This window comes from Brevibacterium sp. SIMBA_078, assembly GCF_046534565.1.
Taxonomy (GTDB): Bacteria; Actinomycetota; Actinomycetes; order Actinomycetales; family Brevibacteriaceae; genus Brevibacterium.
On sequence record NZ_JAWRYQ010000004.1, the window covers coordinates 346,765 to 372,591 of the forward strand.

The window sequence follows — 25,827 nt, forward strand, 5'->3', positions numbered from 1 at the left end:
ATCGATCGGTCTGTCCTCCCCGGTGGTTTGACGCTGACCACCGAACACATGCCGGGTCTGGCTTCGGAGACGATCGGGATCTGGGTCGCGGCCGGGTCCCGTGACGAATCCGCCGAGACCGCCGGCTCGACGCATTTCCTCGAGCACATGCTGTTCAAAGGCACCGGCAGCCGCGATGCGAAGACCATCGCCGCGGCCTTCGACCGCACCGGCGGGGATTCGAATGCGATCACCGCCAAGGAGCTCACCTGCTACTACTCCCGGTGCCTCGTGACGGATCTGCCGAACATCACCGGCCTGCTCGTCGATATGGTCTCGAACTCCCAGCTCGACGTCGAGGAGTTCGAACGCGAGCGCGGTGTCATCATCGAAGAGCTCGCCATGTCCGCCGATGATCCCGGAGACGTCCTCTTCGACGACTTCGATTCCCTGGTCTTCGGCTCGCATTCGCTGGCCCGGCCCGTGGGTGCGACGAAGGATCAGATCCGCGTGCTCGGCCACCACACGGTCATCGACCATTATCAGTCGACGTATATTCCGCCTCGTCTGGTCATCGCTGCCGCGGGCGGGGCGACCCATGAAGAGGTCCTCGCGATGGTTGAGGATGCTCTCGCCGAGGCGGGGCTCGGGTCCCGTGCCGACGTCTGGTCGGGCGCGGGGGCCGGGGACGCCGCCTCGGTGGCGAAGGGCTCGCACCTCGGTGGGGCCGCACGGGTGCGTCCGGAGTTCCAATCCGGGAAGTCGCACACCGTCAAAGACATCGAACAGCTGGGCATCATGCTCGGCTGCGAAGGCCTGCCGGAAGGCGACGACGACCGGTTCATCTACTCGGTCATGCTCACGATGCTCGGCGGCGGAATGTCGTCGCGGCTGTTCCAGAGCGTGCGCGAGGAGCGCGGACTGGCCTATGCCGTGAACTGCGTCGCCAGCCAGTTCACGGATACCGGCACCTTCGGCATCTATGCCGGCTGCACGGCCGAGAACGCTCAGGCCGTCGTGGATCTGGCCGTGAGCGAATGGGATCGGTTGGCACAGGAGACGCCGAGCCAGTTCGAGCTCGACGAGATCGTGTCCCAGCTGTCGGGGTCGATGGTGCTCGGACTCGAGTCCTCTGCCGCGCGGATGAATCGTCTTGCGCGGTCGGAGATCTTCGGGCTGCCGCTCGAATCGCCGATGGACCTCATTGAACGCGTCCGCTCGGTCACCGCCGAGGACGTCAGCGAGATGGCCGGACGGCTGCTGTCGCGGCCCAAGGCACTGGCCCTGGTCGGACCGACCGCCGAGGTCGAACTGCCCTGAGCGCGTCTCCGCGTTCGGGGCTTCGGTCCTCGGGCGCGGGATGCGGGCCGGCAGGAACGTGAAGGGAGACAGGCGAGGTGGCGAGGAAGAGTGCAGCGGTCCGCCGGGAGGAGATCCTGGCGGCCACGGTTGAGGAGATCGAGGCAACAGGTCTGCGCGCGCTGCGCGTCTCCGACGTCGCCGCACGTCTGGGTCTGAGCGCCAGTCTCGTCATCTACCACTTCGAAACGAAGGAAGCCCTCGTCGCCGAGGCCTTCGACTTCGCCGGGCGGCAAGATATCGATCGAGCGCGGGAGATGGCGGCTGGGACCGCATCGGCGGGGACGGACGCACCAGACGACGGCGGTGAAGATCACACGACGGTAGCCGCCTCGGCGAGGGGACGATCTACGGCCCTCGGACGGTTGCGGGACGTCGTCGGCTGGTACCTGCCCAGCGGATCCTCACGCAGCTGGAAGATCTGGATCGACGGCTGGTCGGCTGGGCTCTTCGATGATGCTCTGCGGTCGACGTTCGCCGCTCTCGACCGCGAGTGGAAGTCGATTCTCGTGCGCCTCATGGACGAGGCCGTCGCGGCGGGGGAGTCCCCGGCACCTGACGGGGGCACCGAGGCATGTGCGACCCGGATCCTCGCCTTTCTCGACGGACTAGCGATCCAGCTGATGGTCAACTCTGAGACCGTTGACACTGAGGTGCTGAACACCTGGGTCGACGACTTCCTCACCCGCGAACTTCACTGAGGCCGAATGCCGTGCGCTCAATTCAGTAGCGGGCGGAGAACCCGCCGTCGGCAGAGAGCAGCTGACCGCTGATCCACCGGCCCTCATCGGAGAGCAGAAATGCTGTGACTCCGGCGATGTCGCGAGGAGTGCCCATACGGCCGAGCGGCTGATAGGGGACCAGCCCGGCTCTCGTCTCATCGTCCATCCAGCCCGTATCGATCGGCCCAGGATTGACGACGTTCGCCGAAATCCTCTTCGGCCCGAGTTCCCGTGCAGCGGAGGAGATGACGATGCGATCGAGTGCGCCCTTCGACGCTCCATAGGGCAGATTTCCCGTGGCGTGATCGCTGGTGAAGGCGACGATAGCGCCTCCCGACTCGCCGGTCTGCCTCGCGAACGCCGCGATGAGCAGCAGCGACGCGCGTGCGTTGACGGCCATGTGGCGGTCGAAGCTGTCGGCATGCTTCGATCCTAGCGGCCTTGACGTGGTGGCCCTCACCCGGACAGACTGGAGTCACACGCCTTACTGAATAGCGGTTCAGTAAGAGTCTTGAGCCGCCGATCTTTTGGGAGTCCCATGTTCATGGACATCACTTGGCAGGATCCGGACACCGGCGCATACGGGTACGTCGTCATCGACACCCTCGTGCGCGGCACCGCTTCGGGCGGTCTGCGCATGCGCAGAGGCTGCACCCTCGAAGAAGTGCGCGGGCTCGCCCAGGGGATGACCCGCAAGGAAGCCATCCACCTCCGCCAGGGCCGACACTATGTGCCCGTCGGCGGAGCCAAGGGCGGAATCGACTTCGACCCCCGCGCACCCGGAGCCAAGGACGTCCTCGAACGCTTCCTCGTCGACATCAACCCGATCATGCACGCCTACTGGGCTCTCGGCGAAGACCTCGGCGTCCGCCAGGACGACATCGACGAGATCCTCGCCCGCCGCGAACTCGGCTCGGGGCTCTCCGCCGTCAACAAGCTCGTCGACGATCCGGCCGCCGTCGAGGCCCGCGCGGCCAAGGCCTTCTCCGCCGTGGTCGACGGCGTCGCTCAGGACGAACTCGTCGGCGGCCTCGGTGTGGCCACCTCGGTGATCGCTGCCCTGCACGACGCCGGCCGCGACCCCAGCGAATCCACCGCGGTCATCCAGGGATTCGGCTCCATGGGCGGAGCCACCGCCCGCTATCTCGCCGAGGCGGGACTGCGCATCGTCGGCATCGCCGACGCCGACGGGTTCGTGTCCAATCCTGCCGGGCTCGACGTCGAAGCGCTGCTGGCGACCCGTGACCAGTTCGGGGGTATCGACCGCGGAGCACTGCGCCCGGAGGATCAGGTCGGCGATCGTGACGACTGGCTCGCTGCCGATGCCGATGTCCTCGTCCCCGCGGCGGTGAGCTACTCCATCACCCCGGACAACTGCGACCGCATCACCGTCTCACTCATCGTCGAGGCTGCGAACATGCCCGTCCTGCCCGCCGCCGAAGAGACGCTGCTGGACCGCGGCGTCACCGTCATCCCGGACTTCCTCGCGAACTCGGCGACGAACGCCTGGTGGTGGTGGGTGACCTTCGGTGACGTCGACGGCAGCTGGGAGGACAGCCGCACCATCGTCACGACGACCCTGCGCGAGCTCACCACCGAGGTCCTCACCGCCGCTCGCGACCATGGCATCAGCCCGCGTGCGGCCGCGCAGGCGAAGGTCGATGCGAATCTCGCCGAACTCCACGCCGGCGATCACTGAGCACAGACGTCACCACTCGAACCGAGACCACTCAAGCTAAGGAACTTCCATGGTCGAACTCACCGGCGGCGCCCATCTGGCCAGAGCGCTCAAAGCCGAAGGCATCACGCGAGTCTTCGGCATCCCCGGCACCCACAATCTCGAGATCTTCGCCCAACTGAGCGCACACGGAATCGACATCGTCTCCCCACGTCACGAACAGGGCGCCGGCTATATGGCCGACGGTGCGGCCCGGAGCACCAGCGAGATCAACGTCGTCGTCACGACCACGGGCCCCGCCGTGCTCAATGCACTCACCGCGCTGCTCCAGTCCTTCACCGATTCGATACCCGTGCTCCTCATCTGTCCCGGAATGCCGCTGACCCATCCGGGCCGCGGCAACGGACTTCTCCACGAAGTCCGCGACCAGACGGCCGCACTTCGGGCCGTCCTCACCGAGGTCCACCGCGTCACCAGCCCCGGCGAGATATCGCTGGCCGTCGGACAGACCCTGACGGCCATGCGTGCCGGACGCACCCGACCCGCCGCCATTGAGATCCCCCTCGACCTCATCGAAGCCACCGGCCCCGGCAGCCTCCACCCCTCGATCGTCCGTCCCCTTCCGACCGCCGATCCGCACGCCGTGGACACCGCCGCCGAGGCGGTCGCAGAGTCCCAGCGACCGCTCATCATCGCCGGTGCCGGAGCCCGATCGGCCGGTCCAGCGCTCCTCGAGCTGGCTGAGACACTGGGTGCCGGGATCATCCTGTCCTCGAATGCGAAGGGCATCATCGACGACAGCGAACCGCTGTGCCTCGGGGCCGTCGGAGTCCTCGACTCCCTGCCCGAGCTGCTCGCCGGCGCCGACGCCGTCATCGCCATCGGCACCGAACTGGCACCGAGCGACTTCTGGCCCGAACCGTTGCCTCTGCCCGAGACGGTCGTGCGCATCGACATCGACGAAGTCCAGATGCTCACGAACGGCGAGGTCACCCATCCGATCCTCGCCGACGCGGCAACGGCGGCGACCCAGCTGGTCGATGTGCTCCGGTCGCGCAGGTCCGAGGCGACCACCCGGGCGACCGCGGACTGGGCGGAGCAGAAGAAGGCGGCGGCCACCTCGGCGGCCGAAATTTCGGGTCGCCCCTGGGCGGACCTGTGCGGTGCACTCAACTCCTTCACCGCCGCGGCGGACTCGCCCGTGATCGTCGCGGCGGATTCGACGATGGCCTGCTACTACGGTGTGCAGACCGGGTGGTCGGCCAGAGCGGGGGACCGGTTCCTCTACCCGGCCGGGGCCGGGACGCTCGGGTACGGGCTGCCGGCAGGGATCGGCGCGAAGCTCGCGACCGCCTCGGCGCGGGTCATCGCGATCGAAGGCGACGGCGGATCGATGTTCACGATCGCCGAGCTCGCGGCAGCCGTGCAGGCGCAGGTGCAGGTCACCCTCGTCATCGTCGACAACGGCGGCTACGGGGAGATCCGCAACGAAATGTCCGACCGCGGCGACGAACCCTCCGGAGTCGTCCTCACCGGTCCGGACTTCCCGGCCCTGGCCAGGGCAATGGGCGCCCGCGGGGTCCATGTCGACGGTGAGGAGGCGCTGCTGGCGGCCCTCTACGAGGCGGATGGCCACGCGGGCCCGACCCTCATCCACATCTTCGAACGATCGCGGGCGGGTGAGGCCATGCTTCCGGGGTGAATGATCTGTTCGGTGTCTCAGGATTCGGGACATCGGGGCGGTGGAATCCTCGGATCGGGCGCGTGAGGACAGGTTTGCCGTTCTTTTCGCGTGTTATGGAATAGGACCCGAGGGGCTCTTGTTGTTCGAGATGAGACCCTGGGATAGGGTCGAAATGAAGCCACCGATGTGGTGGTCATCAAATCTGATCAGGAGGAATCTCATGGCTGAGCAGTACACACTTCCGGAACTGCCCTACGACTACTCCGCTCTTGAGCCGCACATCTCGGCTCGCATCATGGAGCTGCACCACGACAAGCACCACGCCACCTACGTCAAGGGCGCCAACACCGCCGTTGAGCAGCTGGCCGAAGCTCGCGAATCCGGCAACCTCGCCGCTGTGCCGAAGCTGACGCGCGACCTCGCGTTCAACCTGGGCGGTCACGTCAACCACTCGATCTTCTGGAACAACATGTCCCCGGACGGTGGAGACAAGCCGGTCGGTGAACTCGCCGCAGCCATCGACGACCAGTTCGGTTCGTTCGACAAGTTCCGCGAGCACTTCACCACCGCGGCCACCACGATCCAGGGCTCCGGCTGGGCCGTCCTCGTCTACGACCAGCTCGGCGGAAACCTCTTCATCGAGCAGCTCAAGGACCAGCAGTCCGACATCCAGCTCGGCGGCACCCCGGTTCTGCAGCTCGACATGTGGGAGCACGCCTTCTACCTCGACTACCAGAACGTCAAGCCCGACTACGTCAAGGCTTGGTGGAACATCGTCAACTGGGCCGACGCCGGCGCACGCTTCGACCGCGCAGTCGCTCAGACCAAGGGCCTCCTCCTCGGCTGACACCCCAATTGCTACCTGACGGCGGCCCAGCAACCTCGCGCGAGGTAGCTGGGCCGCCGTCAGGTTGTTTGAGAGTCCAGAACGAGCGCTGGCCGACCGGCGGCTGGGCCCCCAACCGCGGATAAGGCGGCCGGATGAACGCAATGCTCAGACCGTGGCAGGCAGGTGCCTCGGGCGACGCCGAGGCGTTGGCTGAGGTGTACAAGCGGGCCGACGAAGCACTGCTGAGCAACATCCCCGACGACCGTACGATCGGTGGTGCCCGGACATGGCTGGAGACCATCACCGACGCCGAGGATGCCGGTGACCTCTGCGCTCGGCCGATCGTTGGCGATGCTGATCGTTCAGGCCGACGAATCCTTGGAAACGTCATGGCCCCCGGGATCGAACGCCGCCACTCGAGCGCGTGGATCTCCTGTTGGTCGGTGGCCGAGGCCCGCGGCCATGGCGTGGTGTCGGCGGCGCTGCGCAGCCTCGTCGATCTCCTCCACGACGAACTCGGGATCTACCGGCTCGAACTCGGCTACCGGGTGAGCAACCCGGCTTCGGCCGCAGTCGCCAGGAATGCGGGCTTCATCGTCGAAGGCCGCGAACGAAAGAAACTCCTTTACGACGGCATCAGATACGACGCCGAGGTCTGCGCTCGGCTGAGTGGAGACCCGCGGCACCGTGGACCGCGCGTACCGTTCGACCCACCTCGTTGACCCCGCACCGTCCCCTCCAGAACTACCTGACGGCGGCCCAGATACCTCGCGCCAGGTTGCTGGGCCGCCGTCAGGTAGTAATTGGGAGTGTTCGGATGGTCACTGGATGTGAAGAGATCCGGCGAGGGTCGCTAGACTGACTGGCGGAGATCGTTCCGGTCGTTCCGTCTCGGCCCGACAGGCACACCTCGCAGGGATCATCGCACAAGGAGTCAGCAGCATATGAGCATTCGCGTAGCCGTCATCGGAGCCAAGGGGCGGATGGGATCCCACGCCGTCGATGCGATCAATGACGCCGAAGGACTCGAACTCGTCGCCGCACTCGGCAGCAGCGATTCGCTGGAGACCCTGATCGAGCAGAACATCGACGTCGCCGTTGAACTGACCGTGCCCAAATCCACCGAGGACAATGTCACCTTCCTCGTCGAGAACGGCATCGACACCGTCGTCGGCACCACCGGCTGGGACAACGACCGTCTGGCCCGCCTCGAAGCCACACTCAAGGACCACCCGGAGACCGCGGTGCTCATCGCCCCGAACTTCTCGATCGGTGCCGTCCTGGCCATGCGCTTCGCCGAACTCGCCGCACCCTACTTCGACTCGGCCGAAGTCGTCGAGATCCACCACACCCGCAAACTCGACGCCCCGTCCGGCACGGCGAACCACACGGCCCAGCGCATCGCTGCGGCACGCAACGCCGCCGGACTGCCCGCCGTTCCCGACTCCACCGAATCCGATCCGCAGGGTGCACGCGGCGCCGTCATCGACGGAATCCACGTCCACGCCATCCGTCAGCAGGGCATGAACGCCCACGAAGAGATCCTCTTCGGGTCCGACGGAGAGGCCCTGACCATCCGCACGGACTCGCACTCCACCTCGGCGTTCATGCCCGGCATCGTCACCGCCGTGCGGTCCATCGCCGATTACACGGGGCTCATCCACGGCCTCGAGAACATGCTCGACCTCTGATGTCGAAGGCCAAGATCGGAGCGATCATCGTCTCCGTCGTCCTCGTCTTCTACTTCGTCCTCATGGGACAGAGGGCGTGGATCCTCGTCCGCGAACCCGCGATGATCCCCAAGATCATGGGCATCGCCCTGTTCGTCCTGCCCATCATCGGCGCATGGACGCTCATCGTTGAACTCGTCTTCGGCGCCCGCACGGAGAAGCTCGCGCGCATCCTCGGGAAGGAAGGCGGACTGCCCGTCGACGACCTGGCCAGGACACCGGGCGGGAAGATCATCCGCGAGGCCGCCGACAAGGAATTCGTGAAGTACCAGGCCGAAGCCGAGGCCGCCCCCGAGGACTGGCGGTCCTGGTTCCGGCTCTCGTGCGCCTACGACGCCAGCGGCGACCGCAAACGGGCGCGCGCCACGATGCGCAAGTCGATCAGCCTGTTCCGGGAAGGTCAGAAGCAGGGCGCTTAGGTCCCGGCGACGCCACCCTGATGATGCCCGCGATTCCGCCTTCTAGCGGGCCGCGCAAGCTGACAAATGCTTTCCATAGCAGAGGCAGCAGCACGAACGTTGCCGCGTGGATGACGAACTCGAGAGTCTGCTCGCCAACAGTTGCGGATGCCTCCAACGGGCCGCCGACGATCTGAGACCTCGTGATCTCCAACAGCACGACGTGCGCCGAATACACGCTCAACGGCATCGATCCCGGCGCCGACAGCGGCGCGAGCACCCATGACCGGCGACCCAAGAGCACCGCTGCGGCCTGGCACGCAGCGATCGTCATCACCGCGGTTCCGCCGGTGGAGAGAAGATCGAACGGCGTCCCCGAATGCGGTCCCGCGATCGCCAGCCACCACCACGACGTCGCCGGAGTCACCCCGTAGCTGCCGGTGAACAGTGCCGCTGTGAGGTCCGTGCCCCACATCTGCGAAACTTCCACGAGCGCGGCATCGCCACCGAAGACATTGAGCAGAATCCATGAGGCACCGCGACCGATGACGAAGAATCCGAGCCCGGTGGTGAACAGTGCGAGCAGGTGGCGTCCGATGTCGAGCTTCGCCACGGCCATGCCGAGCAGAATGTATGACAGCCACTGCAGCACCGGGTAATAGCCGGTGAGGAAGAGGTCGGTGAGCATCGTCCCCGGCGTCGCGAAGTCGAAGAAGCCCATCGGCAGGTAGCTCGGTTCGAGGAGGAACGTCGAACGCACCCACATCGAGACAACGGGGGAGACAACCATCCAGACCCCGGCGATCGCGAACAGCGCCCCCGCGCGCAACCGCAGGAAGAACAGGGCGAGGGCGAACATGATCCCGTAGTTGACGAGGATGACCGCGAGCAGTCCGGAGATCGACCCGAGGCAGAGCCCGATGAGGACGATGGCCGCCGCCCGGATGAGCACGCTCGGTGCCGCATCGCGCAACCGTCCCGACACCGCCATCCGGGATCGGGTCGAGAGCACCAGAGAACAGCCGGCGAGGACCGCGAACAGCGCCGAGGCGCGACCGGCGAAGACCGCCGCCCAGGTCGGCATCCCCGTTTCGTCGCCGAGGGCGAAGATGTGCGTGACCATCATCGCCAAGAGCGCGATCCCGCGTGCGACATCGAGTCCGATGAGCCGACCGTCGGGGCCGAGCCGACGGGCAACCCTCGCCGAGGTGGCCGTGGAGTCCGCGTCGTGCGCTCGGTGAGGTTCCGCCGGGTGAGAGCTCATGGAACGATTCTCACACGACTTCACATCTGCACGCTCTCCCGCGTACGCTCCCGGGGTATCTTTATGCCATGACCTTCAACCCGAACGCCGATATCAGCGGCAACAGCACGAGCAAACGCGGTCGCAACACCGCGATCGTCGGCGGTGGCGGCGTGGGCATCGTCGGCCTGCTCGTCTTCCTCATCGGACCGCTGCTCGGTGTTGACGTCACCGGACTGATGGGCGGAATCACCCCGGACGACGGCGGTCAGAACCAGTCCAGTGGGACGAGCATGTCCCAGTGCGATACGGGCGAGGACGCGAATACGAACATCGACTGCCGAATGGCCGGAGCGCAGGTCGTCCTCGACGACTACTGGGCACAGCAGGTCGACGGCTACGAACCACCGGCGATGACACTGGTCGACGGTCAGACGTCGACCGGCTGCGGGACCGCATCGAACCAGGTCGGACCCTTCTACTGCCCGGCCGACCAGGGCGTCTACATCGACCCGAGCTTCTTCGACATTCTGCGTCAGCAGTACGGTGCTTCGGCCGATGAGCTCGCCCAGCTCTATATCGTCGGCCATGAATGGGGTCACCACATCCAGAACATCACCGGCGTGATGAGCGAGCACCCGAACAACGGCACAGGTCCGGAGAGCAACGGCGTGCGCACCGAACTCCAAGCCGACTGCTACGCCGGCGCCTGGCTGGGCAATGTCACCACACTCACCGACGACAACGGCACTCCGTACCTGGAAGAGCCCACAAAAGAACAGCTTGACGATGCCCTCAACGCGGCCTTCGTCGTCGGCGACGACCACATCCAAGAGCAGTCGGGCTTCGTCAACCCTGAATCATTCACCCACGGCTCGAGCAAGCAGCGTCAGAAATGGTTCACCACCGGATACAACGAAGGGTTGAACAGCTGCGACACCTTCTCTGTGTCCGGTGATCAGCTCTGATGCGAAAGATCGTGAACTGTGACGACCCGACTTCGGCCGTCGGCATCATCAGGAACCGGCAATGGCGATGAACAGTTATCCGCGGCCGGGAGCGTAGGGGAGATCGTGAATCTCGACCTCGGTGAATCCTGCTTCCGATAAAGTCTGTTCGAGCACAGAATTTGGTCTGAACCGCAGTGTGGACGTCGAATCGATGCGTTCTCCGTCAAGGTGGAAGATCGTTGGTGATACGAAGGTGACGAACTCACCTTCCACATTCGTCGTCTCGATCCACTCCTCGACCTCGCCCAAATCTCCCAGGTCGACGGTGCGGTGAGTCGCTTCTTTGGTCCACCGCTCCCAAGCTTGGTCCGCTGGATCGCGTGTTTCGAACACCAACCTTCCCCCGGAACGAAGGCACCGACGGATCGTGCGCAATGTGGAGAGCCACTCATCGTCGTCGAGGAAGACCTGTGCGACATTCGCGGTCATCGTTGCCATATCGAAGGAGTTTCTCAGAGCGTTGTCCCCAGCCAGGGCGGAAACTGTGCCGATGACAAGCTCTGCTGAACCAGGTGTCAGTTTGGACTCTGCGACGCGTAGGGAGGCTGCAGCAGGATCGACGCCGAGAGCCCTGACTTCCATGTCGACGAGCCGAGCGATGAACTCACCAGTGCCGCACCCGACATCGAGCACAGCTTCCGCTCCGAACTCGACGACCAAGTTCGCATACGTGTCCAGATCGGATCGGTCAGGATCAAGGGGGTCATAGACCTGTGCAAGTCGAGGATGTGAAAAGCAGGCGTCAGGCATAGCTTCAGGGTAACTGCAGGAAGCTAGCCAAGCAGTCGATTGACCTGAGCCGACCCCTTGCCGCAGTTCGTCATACGGTGATATGAATAACTGAGGCACCCCGTCCGAACGAACACGTCGGACGATCCCGACGATCTGATCAAGGACGATCATGTCACAGCTGTTCCCGCACCTCTTCGACCCCATCACCATCGGCTCCTCGACGATCCGCAACCGCATCGTCTCCTCCGGCCATGACACCGTCCTCGACGATCACGGCCACATCGGTGCTGACCTCGTCGCCTACCATGAGGCCCGCGCGAAAGGCGGGGCCGGACTCATCGTCCTCCAGGTCTCCGGCGTCCACGAAACCGCCCGCTATACCAGCCACGTCCTCATGGCCACCGACGAATCCTCCGTCCCCGGATACCAGAACGTCGCCGAGGCGGTCCACCGCCACGGAGCCACGATCTTCGCTCAGCTCTTCCACCCCGGCCGCGAAGTCATGGACGGTGAACGCGGCATGGCACCCCGCGCTAAGGCCCCGAGCGACGAACCGCAGGAACGCTTCAAAGTCGTCCCCGAAACCCTGACCACCGCCGAGGTCCGCGACATCATCGCCGGCTACGGACACGCCGCGAAACGCATCGCCGACTCCGGAATCGACGGCGTCGAGATCGTCGCCAGCCACGGCTACCTGCCCATCCAATTCTTCAACCCCGCCGTCAACACCCGCACCGACGACTACGGCGGCAGCCCTGAGAACCGCCGCCGTTTCCTCGCCGAGGCGGCCCAGACCGTCCGTCAGTCAGTCGGCCCAGATGTCGTGGTGGGCGTGCGGATCTCCGGTGAGGAGAAGACCGAGGACGGCCTCGTCGCCACCGAGATCCTCGACCTCATCGAACACCTCGACACCCTGACCGCCGACGGCGTCGACTGCCTCGACTACTTCTCGATCACCGCCGGCGATTCCTCCACCCTGCAAGGTGCCGTCCACATCGTGCCCTCGATGCAGATCGACCCCGGCTACGCCGCGAACCTGTCCGAGCAGGTCAAGAAGATCACCGACAAGACCGTCATGGTCGCCGGCCGCATCAACCAGCCCCACGAAGCCGAAACCGCGATCGCCGAGGGCCGCACCGATATGGCGATCATGACCCGTGCGATGATCTGCGACCCCGAGATCGCGAACAAATCCCGGGCCGACCGAGTCGATGAGATCCGCGCCTGCATCGGCTGCAACCAAGCCTGCATCGGCCACTTCCAACAGGGCGTGCCGATCTCATGCATTCAATACCCCGAATCAGGCCGGGAGCTCACCTTCCTTCCCCGACCAACAGTGCGCACCCGCGACCGAGTCCTCGTCATCGGCGGGGGACCGGCCGGACTCAAGGCCGCCGCGATTGCCGCCGAACAGGGCGATGACGTCGTCCTGTGCGAAAAGGAGCCCCACCTCGGCGGGGCGGTGCTGCTGGCTCAGGAGCTGCCGTATCGATCCGAATTCGGGGGAGCGGCGACGAACCTTACCGCCGAGGCGGCCCGCGCCGGCGTCGACATCCGCACCTCCGCACCGGCCACCCAGAACCTCATCGCCGAGGTGGCCCCCGACCACGTCATCATCGCCACGGGAGCCGAACAGCGCATGCCTGCCCTCGAAGTCGCCGACGATGCGCTCGTCATCGGGGCTCGCGACTATCTGCGGGAGACCCCGGATCTTCCGCCCGGCCGCGTGCTCGTCACGGACTGGAAGGGTGACTGGATCGGCCTCGGCATCGCCCTGCGTCTGGCCGAGGCCGGGCGGCACGTGGTTCTCGCGACGGCGGCGAACTTCGCCGGCGCCGCGATCCAGCAGTACACGCGCACCCTGCTCGTGGCCCAAGCGCTGCGGACCGGTCGCTTCGAGTTCGTCAATGACGCCCGCCTCGTCGGAGTCGATGCCGACACCGGTTACCTGCAGTCCACCCTCTGCGAGGTCGTGCACGAGGTCGACGATGTCGCCGCGACGATCGTCTCCGGAGCCCCGCGATCGGTAACGGTCGACCTCGACTTCGGAGCCGCCTCGGTGACGGTGATCGGCGACGCCCTGGCTCCGCGCACGGTCGAAGAGGCCGTCTACGAAGGACTGACCGCGGCCACCCAGCTGGCCCCAGGTGAACGCGCCGGCCACCGGCCACCAAGGGAACCGGCCACAGGAGAACAGGCGGTCTCATCATGAGCCCGCGCCCGACACAGCCGCCCGAGCAGGCCGAAGCGAAGAAGTTCGCGATCATCCAAGCGACTCTCGACGCGATCGTCGCTCGCGGACCCGCTGCCGTCCGGCTCGGGGACGTGGCGAGAGCGACTGGAATGTCGATCGGCACAGTTCAGTACTACTTCGAGTCCCGGGACGAACTGCTGGCCCAGTCGTTCTCCTTCCACACGGCCACAGTCCTGCTGCACCTCGAACAGATGTCGAAACCCGGCGATGACCCCCGCGGTCGGATGGCTCGCTATCGTCTCCACGACGCGTTCGCAGCCATCCACGGTGTGGGCATGCACGAGCAGCGATCACGGATCTGGCTCGAACTCGTCACTGCCGCGCGCACCGACGAAGGCCTGCAGAACTGCGTCGACGCCGTGTTCGACGGGTGGCGGAAACTGTTTCGGACGATCGTCGACGATGGGCTTGAGAGGGCCGAATTCGGACTCTTCGAACTCACCGCCGCCGAGGTGGTCGACACGTTCATCGCGATCATCGACGGCTTCGATCTCGCCATCGTCGCCGGCCATGGACCGGAACCGCGCACGATGACGCGGATCCTCATCGAAACCGCTGACCGCCTGCTCGAAGGCTGAGAGGGCCCCGCCTCACAACCTCGCGATCGTATCGACGTCCTCGCCGAACTCCCGGGCCGTCTCCTCGGACACCGTCGCCCGCGTCGCCCGCAGAGCCTCGAGATAGTCATCGGTCGACAGCACATCCGTCCGCGACGAGATATCGACGTGCTGCTGTCGCAGCGACGAGGCCAGCGCTTCCTGCGAAGCCCGCCGGGCCGCATATTCGATATCGGCCGGGGTCAGCCCGTCACTGGCATCGACGAGCACATCGAGATCGACACCGGCGATCGTGTGCTCGGGAATGTAGCGCGACCAGATCGCCTCCCTGGCGGTGGCATCCGGCAGACCGATGGGAATGACATAGTCGAAGCGCCCATGCCGCAGGAACGCCGCATCGAGGGCACGGACGAAGTTCGTCGCACAGATGAGCAGCCGGCCCTCCCGATCCCGGAACTCTGCAACCTGCTTGAGCAGCTCATTCGTCACCCCCTGGGTAGGCGACGGCGGCTCACCTCCGCGCTTCGACGCGATCTCCTCGACCTCATCGATGAACACCACGGCATGCTCGAGCTCGTTGATCTGCTCGAACGTCGTCCGCAGACCCGCAGCCACACCACTGGGCTCACCGGACAGACGCGACGGGAACACCTCGACGAACGGCCAGTCCAACCGCGATGCCACCGCCTTCGCGAAGGTCGTCTTCCCCGTCCCCGGCGGACCGAAGAGCATCACCGCCCGAGGCGGCACCACCCCGAAATGATCGGCGAGATCCGGTTCGGCCAAGGGCACGACGAGGCGGTCCTCGAGCATGTCCTTCTCCTCCTGCATCCCGCTCACCCCATCCCAGAGGTGGCGCGGCAGAATCCGTCCCCCGACCGCTTTGAGCCGGTCGAGCTCACGACGCTGCACCGGCAGGTGCCGTTCGACGTACTTCAACCCGGACCGGGTCTCGAAACCGTTGGCCACCAGACCATCGCAGGCCGAGGTGCCGGCGGGAATGAGCATCGACAGCTTCCCCAGGCCCAGCGGCATGAGACGGCGTTCGAGCGCATCGAGCAGCCCCGCCTCGGCGCGGGTGCCCTGCTCCGGATCGGCACGCACCGCCTCCAGGACATGGAAGAACACGAGAACTCCCTGACCGTGGGCGGCGCGACCGACGGCGGCACCGACGATCTCCTCATCGCGGACGGCCACAACGGCCTGATTGCGCTGGCAGGCGGCCAACACCTCGGAGAGCGGATAGAGCGGGGGAGCGGACTCGGATTCCGGGACGGCGGCTTCGAAGAGACGGATGATTCCGTCGAGGTCATCATCATGGAAATCGCGGATGCGGGTGCGGGTCATCGAAAACTCCTGAGTTTCGGTGGCAGGCAGGGCACAAGCGTAGACGATCAGACGGACACGGGTGTGATCTGTCTCTCACTGTGGCCGCATGAGCGCCGCATCCGAGGCGAACGACACCCGCAACGCGGGTGGACCACTGCACTGATGAGACGACGTGGGCGGTATCCTTGGGTCTATGGCGATTCTCGGTGATCAGGCAGCAGCGACTGCCATTGACGCGTTCGGTTCCGTCGGCACGGCAATGGTGACTCCATTCAAGCGCGACGGCAGCATCGACTATGCGTCCGTGGAGAAGGTGGCGAACCACCTCGTCGAGCTCGGCAACGACATGCTCGTCGTCTCCGGCACCACCGGCGAATCTCCGACGACGACCGACGACGAGAAGGTCGAACTCATCCGCGTCGTCCGCGGTGTCATCGGCAAGCGGGCGAAGATCGTCGCCGGCACCGGCAACAACGTCACCGCACACACCATCGACCTCTCCCGCCGCTCGGCCGACGCCGGAGCCGACGGGATCCTGCTCGTCACCCCGTACTACTCGAAGCCGACCCAACCGGCGATCGAAGCCCATATGCGCGCGGCCGCCGACTCCACCGACCTGCCGGTCATGCTCTATGACATTCCCGGCCGCGCCGGTGCCCCGATCATCACGGACACTCTGCTGCGACTCTCGGACCACCCGAACATCCTCGCGGTCAAGGACGCCAAGGGAGACCTCTTCGCCTCCTCGTTCGTCATGAACAACTCCTCGCTCGTGTACTACTCCGGCGAGGACGCCCTCAACCTGCCGCTGCTGTCTCTCGGCGCGCTCGGGCTCGTGTCCGTGGCCGGACACGTCTGCTCGGACCGGTTCGCCGCCATGGTCTCCGCAGTGGCCAACAACGACCTCAACACCGCACGCACCCTTTCCCGCGACACCGCGGACGTGGTGGATGCGCTCATGAACCACATGCCGGGAGTGATCTCGGCGAAGGCCGCTCTGCAGGCCCAAGGAATACTCGACAACCGCGACGTTCGTATGCCGCTGCTCCCAGCTGATGAGGAGCAGATGGCGTTCGTCGCCGCCCAATTGACCAGGAGTGGTTACCTCAGTGAATAATGCATTGACCCAAGAACTGTCCCTCCCGCCGAAGATGGACAGAGAAGCCGTCCGCATCGTCGCGCTCGGCGGACTCGGCGAAGTCGGCCGCAATATGACCGTCTTCGAATACCACGGCAAACTCCTCATTGTCGACTGCGGTGTGCTCTTCCCCGAAGAGGACCAGCCCGGCGTCGACCTCATCCTCCCCGACTTCTCCTACCTGGATGACCGCCTCGATGACATCATCGGCCTCGTGCTCACCCACGGCCACGAAGACCACATCGGCGCCGTTCCCTACCTGCTGCGCCGCAAGGGCGACATCCCGATCCTCGGCTCGCAGCTGACGATCGCGCTCATCGAAGCCAAACTCAAAGAGCACCGCATCAAGCCCATCACCCGTGTGGTGAAGGAAGACGACGTCGACCAGCTCGGTCCCTTCGACCTCGAATTCGTCGCCGTCAACCACTCGATCCCCGACGCCCTGGCCGTGTTCATCCGCACCGGCGCCGGAAACATCCTGCACACCGGTGACTTCAAGATGGACCAGCTGCCGCTCGACGGCCGCATCACCGACCTCCGCGCCTTCGCCCGCCTCGGTGAAGAGGGTGTGGACCTGTTCATGACGGACTCGACGAACGCCGAGGTCCCCGGCTTCACCGCGCTGGAGAAGGACATCGGGCCCGTGCTCGAGAACCTCTTCGGCACCGCCGAACGCCGCATCATCGTCGCCTCGTTCTCCTCGCACGTCCACCGTGTGCAGCAGGTACTCAACGCCGCCACCGCCCACGGTCGCAAGGTGGCCCTCGTCGGCCGCTCCATGGTGCGCAACATGAAGATCGCCGAGGACCTCGGCTACCTCAACGTGCCCCAGGGAACGCTCATCGACATCAAGAAGGTCGACGACTACCCGGAGGACCAGATCGTCCTCATGTGCACCGGGTCCCAGGGCGAGCCGATGGCCGCCCTGTCCCGCATGGCCAACCGCAGCCACCGCGTCGACGTGGGCGACGGCGACACAGTCATCCTCGCCTCCTCGCTCATCCCGGGCAATGAGAACTCCGTGTTCAAGGTCATCAACGGCCTCATGAAGCTCGGCGCCCGCGTGATCTCGAAGGCCGATGCGAAGATCCACGTGTCCGGCCACGCCTCCGGCGGCGAGCTGCTCTACTGCTACAACATCGTCAAGCCCCGCGGCGTCATGCCCGTACACGGCGAGTGGCGCCACCTGCTGGCCAACGCCCGTCACGCCGAGGCGACCGGAGTCGACCCGAACAATATCGTGCTGGCCGATGACGGCTGGGTCGTCGACCTCAAGGACGGTCACGCCGAGGTCGTCGGCGCCGTCGACTGCAACTACGTCTTCGTCGACGGTTCCTCGGTCGGTGAGATCACCGAGGCGGACCTCAAGGATCGCCTCGTCCTGTCCGGTGAGGGCTTCGTGACGATCTTCATGGCCGTGAACTCGCAGACGAAGTCGCTCATCGCCGGACCCGAGATCCACGCCCGCGGTGTGGCCGAGTCCGATGACGTCTTCGACTCGATCGTCCCGAAGGTGCAGAAGGCCGTCGAGGATGCCCTGCGTGACGGCACCACTGATCAGTACCAGCTGCAGCAGGTGGTGCGCCGCACCGTCGGCCGCTGGGTGTCCTCGAAGCTGCGCCGCAAGCCGATGATCGTCCCCATGGTCGTCATCGTCTGAGACTCCCCTTTCGAGCAGCTCCGTCGTCGGTCTGCTACACCGACGAAACCGCGAACGCCCGCAGATGCCTCCCCGTGAGGCTCTGCGGGCGTTGTCGCGTTCTGGGCGAATCGCCTTTTGACCGGTGCATCGCGTTTGAACCCGATGCGTGGATCAAAAGGCGATGACTCCCGACTCAAAAGGCGATGACACCTGGTGCGGGGGACGATTCGCGCGTGCGGAAGCGTCAAGTGCGGGGACGATCCGCGGAAAGTTGCGGGCCCTTAAGCGCGAGCGGTGGGCTCCGGTTCGTCATCGTCGATGTCAGAGCTGCCGCCGCGAGCCGAGTGCCCGTCGGCGCCTTCGGCAATCCCCTCGGCCATGGCTGCGCTGCCGCCTCCTGCCTCAAGGCCCGGCAGCGGCTTGCCCGGCGAGCGGCGGATCATCACCACGACGACGGCGAGTCCGATGATGATCGCGGTGAGGACGACGGTGCCCGCGTTGAAGCCCAGCCCGTTGAGTCCGATGAACGCCAGGGCGCCCGCGGTCAGCGAATACACGAGCATCGGGATCGAGGTGCGCCGGATGAGCTCGCCCTCCCGACCGATGAGTCCCACCGTCGCCGAGGCGGCCACGACGTTGTGTACGGCCACCATATTTCCAGCGGCGCCGCCGACCGCCTGAGCTGCGACCACGGTCTCGGGGCTGGCCGCGCCGATCGCGGTGCCGGTGGAGAACTGGAACTGCGAGAACATGACGTTCGAGACGGTGTTCGAGCCTGCCACGAAGGCGCCTAGGGCGCCGACGAACGGGGCGAACAGCGGCCAGGCGTCGCCCACGGAGCTGGCGGCCGCCTCGGCGAGGGTGACCGGCATCGAATCCAGGCCGGCGCCGTTGTAGTCGGCACCGGAGTTGATGAACACGCGCACCAGCGGCAGGGAACACAGCAGGGCCACTGCCGCGCCGGCGATCTGCGAACCGGCGATCTGCCACGATCCTGCGATCTGCTTCTTCGTCATCCGGTGGATGAAGTACGTCAGCCCGCAGGCGAGGACGAAGATCGCGCCGGGCGACCACAGCAGATCCATGTTCTGGCTGATCGGGGTGCCGAAGATGTTGTCGATCTTGATCACGGCCGGACCGTTGAGGAACTCCTTGATCGCGGGCACATTGCGCGTGATGAGCAGCAGGGCGACGACGATGAGATAGGGCGACCACGCGCGGGGCAGCGACATCTTCTTGGTCAGCTGCGCCTTCTCCTTGTTCGGGTCGACGGTGCCCATCCAGAACGACGGCCACTTCTCACGCGGAGCGAAGTCCCAAGTCTTCTTCGGCATGAGGAAGCCCATCCGCGAGGTCGTCACGACGATGGCCAGACCGATGAGCCCGCCGAGCAGCGACGGGAACTCAGGCCCGAGCACATTGGCCACGATGAGGTAGGGCACGATCATCGCCGCGGCCGCATAGATCGCGAACGGGGCGATGGCTAGGCCATCGGCGAAGCGTCGGTTGGCGCCGAAGAATCCTGTCATCATGCATGACAGCAGCAGCGGGATGAGGATGCCGCAGCAGGCGTGGATGAGCGCGACCTGCGTCGCGGTGTGAGCGACGAATTCGGCTTGGCCGAGGCCGAGCTGACCGGCACGTTCGGCGACATCGGCCGACATCGACCCGTCCTCCTGCGAAAGCCCGGAGCCGATGCCCAGAATCATCGGAGTGCCGACGGCGCCGAAGCTCACCGGCGTCGACTGGATGATGAGACCGGCGAGCACCGCGGCGATCGCGGGGAAGCCGAGGGCCAACATGAGCGGGGCGACCACGGCGGCCGGAGTGCCGAAGCCGGCGGCACCTTCGATGAACGAGCCGAAGAGCCAGGCGACGATGATGACCTGCACCCGCCGGTCCGGGGAGATCGCGATGAAGCCGGCGCGGATGGTCTCGATCGCTCCGGACCGAGTGATCGTGGCCAACAGCAGAAGCGCACCGAAGACGATCCACAGCAGGCCGATCGCGACGAGGAGGCCCTGGACGACCGAGGCGCCGATCGTCACCCACTCGATCTTCCACGCGAAGTTCGCGACGAGCGCTGCGGCGACCAGTCCGATGGGCATGGCGTATTTGGCGGGCCAGCGGAATCCGATGAGAAGGATTCCGGCCAAGAGGATGGGGGAGAGGGCCAAGAGAGCTGCAACAGCGAGGTTGTCCACCGTGAGTCCGATCCGCGGCATCATTGCCGCATCGGCGAGTCCATGAGAGATGTTCCCCTTATCCTCTCCGGCCCCTTGGGCGGAGTCAATGAACACACCGTCTCGAATGCAGGATATGGTTTGACGAGACGTGCATCACCTCATATTCTTTCGTTGTGTGAACAAACATTTTCACAATGTGAAAGTTTCGCAGTCAAAACCCCGTTGACCAGCGAACATATCGCATCACCAGATGTGGAAAAGGACGCAGCACCGATGTGCTGACTAAGGAGAACCATCGATGACCGCTCATATCGAAAACCTGGACATCCCCGCCGGGATGGAGATCACCGGTGAGCTGCCGGACGGGGCTGAGAAGGTCCTCACGCCCAAGGCGCTTGAGCTCATCGTCGATCTGCACCGGAAGTTCAACGGCGACCGCCTCGAGCGCCTCGAGGCTCGCAAGGAACGCCAGGCCGAAATCGCCGCAGGCAAGGACCTCGACTTCCTCCCCGAGACCGCGGAGATCCGCAACGATCCCTCCTGGCAGGTCGCACCCCCGGCTCCCGGTCTCGAAGACCGCCGCGTCGAGGTCACCGGCCCCACCTACAAGAAGATGACGATCAACGCGCTCAACTCCGGAGCGAAGGTGTGGCTGGCCGACCAAGAAGACGCGAACACCCCGCAGTGGGACTCGGTCATCCAGGGCCAGATCAACCTCCTCGACTCGCTCAACCGCGAAATCGACTTCACCTCGCCCGAGGGCAAGGAATACAAGCTCGCCCCCGACGAGGAGCTGCCGACCATCGTCGTGCGTCCTCGCGGCTGGCACATGCCGGAGAAGCACATCCTCATCGACGGTGAGGAGACCTCCGGTTCGCTCGTCGACTTCGCCCTCTACTTCTCGACCGCCGGTCAGATCCAGATCGAGAAGGGCCGCGGCCCCTACTTCTACCTCGCGAAGATGGAATCCCACCTCGAGGCCCGCCTGTGGAACCAGGTCTTCGAGCACGCCGAGGACGCCTTCGGCCTGGCCCGCGGGACCATCCGCGCCACCGTGCTCATCGAGACTTACACCGCGGCCTTCGAGATGGAGGAGATCCTCTACGAGCTGCGCGAGCACTCCGCCGGTCTCAACGCCGGTCGCTGGGACTACATCTTCTCCGTGATCAAGAACTTCCGCTCCCGCGGCTCCGACTACCTGCTGCCGGACCGCTCGGACGTGACGATGACGGTGCCGTTCATGCGCGCCTACACCGAACTGCTCGTGCGCACCTGCCACAAGCGCGGGGCACATGCCATCGGCGGAATGTCCGCCTTCGTCCCCTCGAAGGACGAAGCCGCGAACAAGGCCGCTTTCGACAAGGTCCGCGAGGACAAGTCGCGTGAGGCCTCCAACGGCTTCGACGGCTCCTGGGTCGCACACCCCGGAATGGTCGCACTCTGCAAGGAGGTCTTCACCGAGACCCTCGGCGAGAAGCCCAACCAGATCGACAACAAGCGCGAAGACGTCAACGTCACCGCTGCCGATCTGCTCGACGTGAAGTCGACTCCGGGTGCGATGACCGAGGCGGGCCTGCGCACCAACGTGTCCGTCGGCATCCAGTACCTGCGCGCCTGGCTCGAAGGCAACGGCGCTGTCGCTATCAACGGACTCATGGAGGACGCCGCGACCGCCGAGATCTCCCGTTCCCAGGTGTGGCAGTGGCTGGACGCCGGAATCACCCTCGACTCCGGTGAGACGGTGACGAAGGAGCTCGTCGAGCGCATCGTCGCCGAGGAGGTCGCCAAGCTGCCCGGTGACGACGCAGGCTGGAAGGACGCCACCGACACCTTCGTCTCGGTCGCACTCGACCCCGATTACGTCGACTTCCTCACCCTGCCGGCTTACGCCCGCATGCCGTGATCGGCACTCGCTGACGACGCCGAACGCCCCCGAAATCTGTGCCATGAGCACCGATTTCGGGGGCGTTCTTCGCTAAGCTCGACATACACACTCCCACGTGACGGTCCCCGACCGACCTGCAGGTGGGAGGCGCCGACGACGGACGGATACATGGAGGTGGGGATGAGCCTGACCACAGACGAACTGCCCCGACTGGCCAGCCCCTCAAGCATTGCCGAACTCTCCGAACTCATGGCCCGTGCCCATGCCGAGCGCCGCACCGTGGCCGTGTTCGGCGGCGGCACCGCCTTTGACGATCATCCACCCGCGTCCACTCCGGGACTCCTCATCGACTTGACCTCCATCGCCGAGGCGGCCGATCCTCGCGATGGGACCATCCGTGCCGGAGCCGGCACCCGGATCAGCGCCCTGAACAGGTTTGCCGCACAGTCTGGTCTGGAGATCATCAGTGACCTTCCCGCCGACCGCATCGAAGCCGGCGCCACCCTGGGCGGAATGATCTCCACCGCGGCCACCGGTCCCCGCTGCCTGCGCCGCCCTCGCCTGGCCGAGACCGTGGAATCCGTGACCGTCGTCGGTGCCGACGGGACCATCGCCCGCACCTCTCACGGGCTCCACCGTGACCTGGGCGGCCGCGATCTGCCCGGACTCGTCACCGGATCGTGGGGAGGCCGAGCGATCATCGTCGAGGCCGAGATCCGTCTCACGAGGCGACCCGCAACGCAGGGATTCATATGGATCCCCGGCACCGAGGCGGCCGCCGACCTCCTCCTCGCCCGCAGAGTCCCGGACGCGGTCGTCATCGAACGACCACCCGGTTCACCGGCGGCGACAGTGATCCTCGTGGAAGGGGAGGCCGACGAGGTGGAGGCCGAAGTGGGCCACCTCGTCGATCGGATCCCCGGTGCGACCCCGTGCGGGCAGCCGGAATGGTGGGGGCACAGAGCGCGGCTGGCTGCGACCATCGGAATGTCCGTGGCGCCGAGTTTCATTCCGACGCTCATCGACGCCGTCGCCCGACTGGAGACGACGATCGGCTATCCGCTGCAGCTGCGCGGCAGTGCCACGGGCACGTTCGAACTGGGCATCGGCGCGCCGGAGTCCGAACCGGGAGTGGCCACCCGTGTGGTCCTCGAACATCTGCGCAGCTTCGGCCTGCATGTCATCGCCGCTCGACTCATCCACGCACCCGCACCGGTCTGGGACGAGGTCGACGCCTGGGGCCCGCAGCCGGGACGGTCGGGTCTGCGCGAGATCAAGAAACTGGTCGACCCGCGGGGACTCCTGGCTCCGGGCCGCGGAATCGCCGGAATCTAGAGTCGGACGACCGGCTCGTGCGACTAGAGCCGCGCAACCGGGGCCGCGCGATCAGCTCGTGCGACTGGCTCCGAACGTCTACTTGACCAACAGCACCGGGCACTCGGCCTCGAGGATGACCTGCTGTGCACTCGAGCCGAGCAGCAGCTTCACCACGGGCGAGCGGCGCTTCGTGCTCATGACGATGAGCGCAGCATCGTGATCGTCTGCGAGAGCGAGGATCTGCTCGGCCGGATCGGGACCGGAGCGGTGGACGGCATACTCGAGCCCCGCCTCGGCGAGGGCGGCACCCAACTTGGTGCACTCGGCCAGGGGAGACGTGGACGGTGCCGTCGTCGTGTCCGTGCCGAACACAACCGCCTGCACCGCTGCGTTCTCACGGCGGGCCGCGGCGATCCCCTGTTCGAGCACCTCGTCCGAGGAATCCGGACGCAGCGCCAGGACCACGGTCGCTGAGACCGAACCGATGCCCGATGAGGCGGTCACCTGCAGGGACGGGGCAGGGAAGCGGGGGTGCGAGGTCGAATAGAGATCAGTCATCGCAGTCCTCCGCTCAGCCGATTCCGATGACGCCGACGGCGACACCCACGGCGAGCATGACGAGGGCGACGATGAGCGCACGCCACAGCACCTTCTTGTGGTGATCGCCGAGCTCGACGCCCGACAGGGACACGAGCAGCAGGATCGCGGGTACGAGCGGCGACTGCATGTGCACGGGCTGGCCGGTGATTGATGCGCGGGCCATATCTGCCGCGGAGATGCCGAAGTGGGAGGCGGTCTCGGCGAGGACGGGCAGGATGCCGAAGTAGAAGGCATCGTTGCTCATGAAGAACGTCATCGGGATCGACAGCAAGCCGGTGATGACGGCCATGTAGGGTCCCATCGAGTTCGGGATGACCTCGACGAGCCATTCGGCCATCGCATCGACCATTCCGGTGCCGGACATGATGCCGGTGAGCACGCCCGCAGCCATGACCATGGCCACGACGGAGATGATCGCCGTCGCATGGGAGGCGAGCTCCTCCTGCTGATCCTTCATCTTAGGGAAGTTGACCATGAGCGCGATGACGGTGCCGATCATGAACAGGTACGGCAGCGGCAGGATGTCGATGATGAGCAGCACCATCACGGCCACGGTCAGGGCCAGGTTGAACCAGAACAGCTTCGGACGCAGGGTCGCGCGGTTGGGATCAAGCGCGGTGTTCGACAGGCCCGAACCAGTTCCGGCGGATCCGTCTGCGTCGCCCGCGGAGGCGGGGGTCGCCTCGGTGGTGGTGTCGTCATTGGCCGAGGCGGCCGAGCCGGATCCGTGCCCGTGCCCACCCGCGGTGGTGCCCGCGGACGAACCCGCGGCCGTGCTGGCTCCGGCCACGGCGCCGACGAGGTCCTTGTGACGGTTCGAACCGCGGTCCTCGACCCAGGCGACGCCGTTCTTGGCCAGGCGGCGGCGTTCGGAGATGCCGAGTACGTAAGCGAAGATGAGGCACACGAGCAGGCCGGCCACCAGGGACGGGACCATGGGGACGAAGATCTCGTTGGCGTCGATCTGCAGCGCCGAGGAGGCTCGAGCCGTCGGGCCGCCCCACGGGACGATGTTGAGGGTGCCGTTGATGAGACCGGCGACGCAGGTGAGCACCACAGGCGACATCTCGAGGCGCTGGTAGATCGGCAGCATGGCCGCGGTGACGACGATGAACGTCGTCGATCCGTCACCGTCGAGAGACACGGCGCCGGTGAGCAGTGCGGTGCCGAGGACGACCTTGACGGGGTCGTTGCCGGCGACCTTGAGGATGAACTCGACGAGCTTGTCGAAGAGACCCACGTCGATCATGATGCCGAAGTAGATGATGGCGAAGAGCAGCAGCGCTGCCGTCGACGACATCGAGGCGATCGCGTCCATGACCATGTCCCCGATGCCCAGTCCGGCCCCGGCGAAGAGGCCGAAGATCGTGGGCACGAGGATGAGCGCGAGGATCGGCGAGAGTCGTTTGGTCATGATCAGCGTCATGAAGACGAGGATCATGGCAAAACCGAGAATGACAAGCACGAGCTTCTCCTTCGAAGGCGAATGTGAGGCTCGAAACACCGTAGGGCCCAGATCACGGGCCGCGCGCGCTTGTGTGCACTGACGGCGTTT

Annotated in this window: 22 protein-coding genes; 15 read left to right on the forward strand and 7 right to left on the reverse strand. The window is 65.7% G+C overall.

Going from position 1 to position 25,827, the window contains the following annotated elements; genetic code table 11:
• Nucleotides 1-27: 27 nt before the first annotated feature.
• A complete protein-coding gene (locus SB749_RS16455; RefSeq protein WP_410711239.1) occupies nucleotides 28-1,299 on the forward strand; it encodes a M16 family metallopeptidase in 1,272 nt (423 codons plus the stop codon).
• Between the two features lie 77 nt (nucleotides 1,300-1,376).
• Complete coding sequence (locus SB749_RS16460) at nucleotides 1,377-2,039, forward strand: TetR/AcrR family transcriptional regulator (protein WP_410711240.1); 663 nt, start codon at nucleotides 1,377-1,379, stop codon at nucleotides 2,037-2,039.
• Between the two features lie 22 nt (nucleotides 2,040-2,061).
• Here the strand turns inward: SB749_RS16460 and SB749_RS16465 are convergent, their stop codons facing one another.
• Complete coding sequence (locus SB749_RS16465) at nucleotides 2,062-2,520, reverse strand: SDR family oxidoreductase (RefSeq protein WP_410711241.1); 459 nt, start codon at nucleotides 2,518-2,520, stop codon at nucleotides 2,062-2,064.
• Between the two features lie 84 nt (nucleotides 2,521-2,604).
• On the opposite strand from SB749_RS16465, the gene SB749_RS16470 reads away from it, so the two are divergent.
• From SB749_RS16470 to SB749_RS16495, 6 genes are all read left to right on the forward strand, one after another.
• The gene (locus SB749_RS16470; RefSeq protein WP_410711242.1) at nucleotides 2,605-3,759 is read left to right on the forward strand and encodes a Glu/Leu/Phe/Val dehydrogenase dimerization domain-containing protein; all 1,155 of its coding nucleotides are present in this window, start codon (nucleotides 2,605-2,607) and stop codon (nucleotides 3,757-3,759) included.
• Nucleotides 3,760-3,808: 49 nt separating this feature from the next.
• Entirely contained in the window at nucleotides 3,809-5,440 is a 1,632-nt protein-coding gene (locus SB749_RS16475; protein WP_410711243.1) for a thiamine pyrophosphate-binding protein, read from the forward strand.
• A gap of 202 nt (nucleotides 5,441-5,642) precedes the next feature.
• Nucleotides 5,643-6,269 (forward strand): superoxide dismutase, encoded by a 627-nt coding sequence (locus tag SB749_RS16480; protein WP_039210893.1) that lies wholly within the window; start codon nucleotides 5,643-5,645, stop codon nucleotides 6,267-6,269.
• Nucleotides 6,270-6,403: 134 nt separating this feature from the next.
• Nucleotides 6,404-6,973 (forward strand): GNAT family N-acetyltransferase, encoded by a 570-nt coding sequence (locus tag SB749_RS16485; protein ID WP_410711244.1) that lies wholly within the window; start codon nucleotides 6,404-6,406, stop codon nucleotides 6,971-6,973.
• Between the two features lie 222 nt (nucleotides 6,974-7,195).
• Entirely contained in the window at nucleotides 7,196-7,942 is a 747-nt protein-coding gene (gene dapB / locus SB749_RS16490; protein ID WP_410711245.1) for a 4-hydroxy-tetrahydrodipicolinate reductase, read from the forward strand.
• Nucleotides 7,942-8,400 (forward strand): tetratricopeptide repeat protein, encoded by a 459-nt coding sequence (locus SB749_RS16495; RefSeq protein ID WP_410711246.1) that lies wholly within the window; start codon nucleotides 7,942-7,944, stop codon nucleotides 8,398-8,400. Before dapB ends, SB749_RS16495 begins: the two co-directional genes overlap by 1 nt.
• Here SB749_RS16495 and SB749_RS16500 read toward each other — a convergent pair.
• Nucleotides 8,363-9,643 carry a heparan-alpha-glucosaminide N-acetyltransferase domain-containing protein gene (locus SB749_RS16500; RefSeq protein ID WP_410711247.1) on the reverse strand — a complete coding sequence of 427 codons (1,281 nt, stop codon included), beginning with the start codon at nucleotides 9,641-9,643 and terminating at the stop codon, nucleotides 8,363-8,365. The two genes, SB749_RS16495 and SB749_RS16500, sit on opposite strands and share 38 nt — an antisense overlap.
• A 68-nt stretch (nucleotides 9,644-9,711) precedes the next feature.
• On the opposite strand from SB749_RS16500, the gene SB749_RS16505 reads away from it, so the two are divergent.
• Nucleotides 9,712-10,590 (forward strand): neutral zinc metallopeptidase, encoded by an 879-nt coding sequence (locus tag SB749_RS16505; protein WP_410711248.1) that lies wholly within the window; start codon nucleotides 9,712-9,714, stop codon nucleotides 10,588-10,590.
• 75 nt (nucleotides 10,591-10,665) lie between these two features.
• Here SB749_RS16505 and SB749_RS16510 read toward each other — a convergent pair whose 3' ends face one another.
• Nucleotides 10,666-11,535 (reverse strand): class I SAM-dependent methyltransferase, encoded by an 870-nt coding sequence (locus SB749_RS16510; protein ID WP_410711249.1) that lies wholly within the window; start codon nucleotides 11,533-11,535, stop codon nucleotides 10,666-10,668.
• On the opposite strand from SB749_RS16510, the gene SB749_RS16515 reads away from it, so the two are divergent.
• Together SB749_RS16515 and SB749_RS16520 are read left to right on the forward strand one after the other, a co-directional pair.
• Nucleotides 11,534-13,576, forward strand: a complete 2,043-nt coding sequence (locus SB749_RS16515; RefSeq protein WP_410711250.1) for an FAD-dependent oxidoreductase — start codon at nucleotides 11,534-11,536, stop codon at nucleotides 13,574-13,576. The genes SB749_RS16510 and SB749_RS16515 overlap by 2 nt on opposite strands.
• The gene (locus SB749_RS16520; RefSeq protein ID WP_410711251.1) at nucleotides 13,573-14,196 is read left to right on the forward strand and encodes a TetR/AcrR family transcriptional regulator; all 624 of its coding nucleotides are present in this window, start codon (nucleotides 13,573-13,575) and stop codon (nucleotides 14,194-14,196) included. Before SB749_RS16515 ends, SB749_RS16520 begins: the two co-directional genes overlap by 4 nt.
• Before the next feature lie 12 nt (nucleotides 14,197-14,208).
• On the opposite strand, the gene SB749_RS16525 is transcribed toward SB749_RS16520, so the two are convergent.
• Complete coding sequence (locus tag SB749_RS16525) at nucleotides 14,209-15,522, reverse strand: ATP-binding protein (RefSeq protein WP_410711252.1); 1,314 nt, start codon at nucleotides 15,520-15,522, stop codon at nucleotides 14,209-14,211.
• Between the two features lie 175 nt (nucleotides 15,523-15,697).
• Between SB749_RS16525 and dapA the strand changes: the two genes are divergently transcribed.
• Entirely contained in the window at nucleotides 15,698-16,621 is a 924-nt protein-coding gene (gene dapA, locus SB749_RS16530; protein WP_139468766.1) for a 4-hydroxy-tetrahydrodipicolinate synthase, read from the forward strand.
• A gap of 34 nt (nucleotides 16,622-16,655) precedes the next feature.
• On the forward strand, nucleotides 16,656-18,302 hold the full coding sequence (locus SB749_RS16535) for a ribonuclease J (protein ID WP_410711355.1): 1,647 nt from the start codon (nucleotides 16,656-16,658) through the stop codon (nucleotides 18,300-18,302).
• Nucleotides 18,303-18,565: 263 nt separating this feature from the next.
• On the opposite strand, the gene SB749_RS16540 is transcribed toward SB749_RS16535, so the two are convergent.
• Nucleotides 18,566-20,584, reverse strand: coding sequence for an L-lactate permease (locus SB749_RS16540; RefSeq protein WP_410711253.1), 2,019 nt, complete (start codon nucleotides 20,582-20,584; stop codon nucleotides 18,566-18,568).
• A 184-nt stretch (nucleotides 20,585-20,768) separates the two neighbouring features.
• On the opposite strand from SB749_RS16540, the gene aceB reads away from it, so the two are divergent.
• Nucleotides 20,769-22,373, forward strand: coding sequence for a malate synthase A (gene aceB, locus SB749_RS16545; protein ID WP_410711254.1), 1,605 nt, complete (start codon nucleotides 20,769-20,771; stop codon nucleotides 22,371-22,373).
• Nucleotides 22,374-22,535: 162 nt separating this feature from the next.
• Entirely contained in the window at nucleotides 22,536-23,690 is a 1,155-nt protein-coding gene (locus tag SB749_RS16550) for an FAD-binding oxidoreductase (RefSeq protein ID WP_410711255.1), read from the forward strand.
• A gap of 78 nt (nucleotides 23,691-23,768) precedes the next feature.
• Here the strand turns inward: SB749_RS16550 and SB749_RS16555 are convergent, their stop codons facing one another.
• Nucleotides 23,769-24,230, reverse strand: a complete 462-nt coding sequence (locus SB749_RS16555) for a universal stress protein (protein ID WP_410711256.1) — start codon at nucleotides 24,228-24,230, stop codon at nucleotides 23,769-23,771.
• A gap of 13 nt (nucleotides 24,231-24,243) precedes the next feature.
• The gene (locus SB749_RS16560; RefSeq protein WP_410711257.1) at nucleotides 24,244-25,737 is read right to left on the reverse strand and encodes a CitMHS family transporter; all 1,494 of its coding nucleotides are present in this window, start codon (nucleotides 25,735-25,737) and stop codon (nucleotides 24,244-24,246) included.
• Between the last annotated feature and the right edge of the window lie 90 nt (nucleotides 25,738-25,827).

What these genes read in the sequence shown, in the direction of transcription:
- SB749_RS16470 (WP_410711242.1), top strand. Translation starts at nt 2,605, where the DNA reads ATGGACATCACTTGGCAGGATCCGGACACCGGCGCATACGGGTACGTC.
- SB749_RS16475 (WP_410711243.1), top strand. Translation starts at nt 3,809, where the DNA reads ATGGTCGAACTCACCGGCGGCGCCCATCTGGCCAGAGCGCTCAAAGCC.
- SB749_RS16480 (WP_039210893.1), top strand. Translation starts at nt 5,643, where the DNA reads ATGGCTGAGCAGTACACACTTCCGGAACTGCCCTACGACTACTCCGCT.
- SB749_RS16485 (WP_410711244.1), top strand. Translation starts at nt 6,404, where the DNA reads ATGAACGCAATGCTCAGACCGTGGCAGGCAGGTGCCTCGGGCGACGCC.
- dapB (WP_410711245.1), top strand. Translation starts at nt 7,196, where the DNA reads ATGAGCATTCGCGTAGCCGTCATCGGAGCCAAGGGGCGGATGGGATCC.
- SB749_RS16495 (WP_410711246.1), top strand. Translation starts at nt 7,942, where the DNA reads ATGTCGAAGGCCAAGATCGGAGCGATCATCGTCTCCGTCGTCCTCGTC.
- SB749_RS16500 (WP_410711247.1), bottom strand. Translation starts at nt 9,643, where the DNA reads ATGAGCTCTCACCCGGCGGAACCTCACCGAGCGCACGACGCGGACTCC.
- SB749_RS16505 (WP_410711248.1), top strand. Translation starts at nt 9,712, where the DNA reads ATGACCTTCAACCCGAACGCCGATATCAGCGGCAACAGCACGAGCAAA.
- SB749_RS16515 (WP_410711250.1), top strand. Translation starts at nt 11,534, where the DNA reads ATGTCACAGCTGTTCCCGCACCTCTTCGACCCCATCACCATCGGCTCC.
- SB749_RS16510 (WP_410711249.1), bottom strand. Translation starts at nt 11,535, where the DNA reads ATGATCGTCCTTGATCAGATCGTCGGGATCGTCCGACGTGTTCGTTCG.
- SB749_RS16520 (WP_410711251.1), top strand. Translation starts at nt 13,573, where the DNA reads ATGAGCCCGCGCCCGACACAGCCGCCCGAGCAGGCCGAAGCGAAGAAG.
- SB749_RS16525 (WP_410711252.1), bottom strand. Translation starts at nt 15,522, where the DNA reads ATGACCCGCACCCGCATCCGCGATTTCCATGATGATGACCTCGACGGA.
- dapA (WP_139468766.1), top strand. Translation starts at nt 15,698, where the DNA reads ATGGCGATTCTCGGTGATCAGGCAGCAGCGACTGCCATTGACGCGTTC.
- SB749_RS16535 (WP_410711355.1), top strand. Translation starts at nt 16,656, where the DNA reads ATGGACAGAGAAGCCGTCCGCATCGTCGCGCTCGGCGGACTCGGCGAA.
- aceB (WP_410711254.1), top strand. Translation starts at nt 20,769, where the DNA reads ATGACCGCTCATATCGAAAACCTGGACATCCCCGCCGGGATGGAGATC.
- SB749_RS16550 (WP_410711255.1), top strand. Translation starts at nt 22,536, where the DNA reads ATGAGCCTGACCACAGACGAACTGCCCCGACTGGCCAGCCCCTCAAGC.
- SB749_RS16555 (WP_410711256.1), bottom strand. Translation starts at nt 24,230, where the DNA reads ATGACTGATCTCTATTCGACCTCGCACCCCCGCTTCCCTGCCCCGTCC.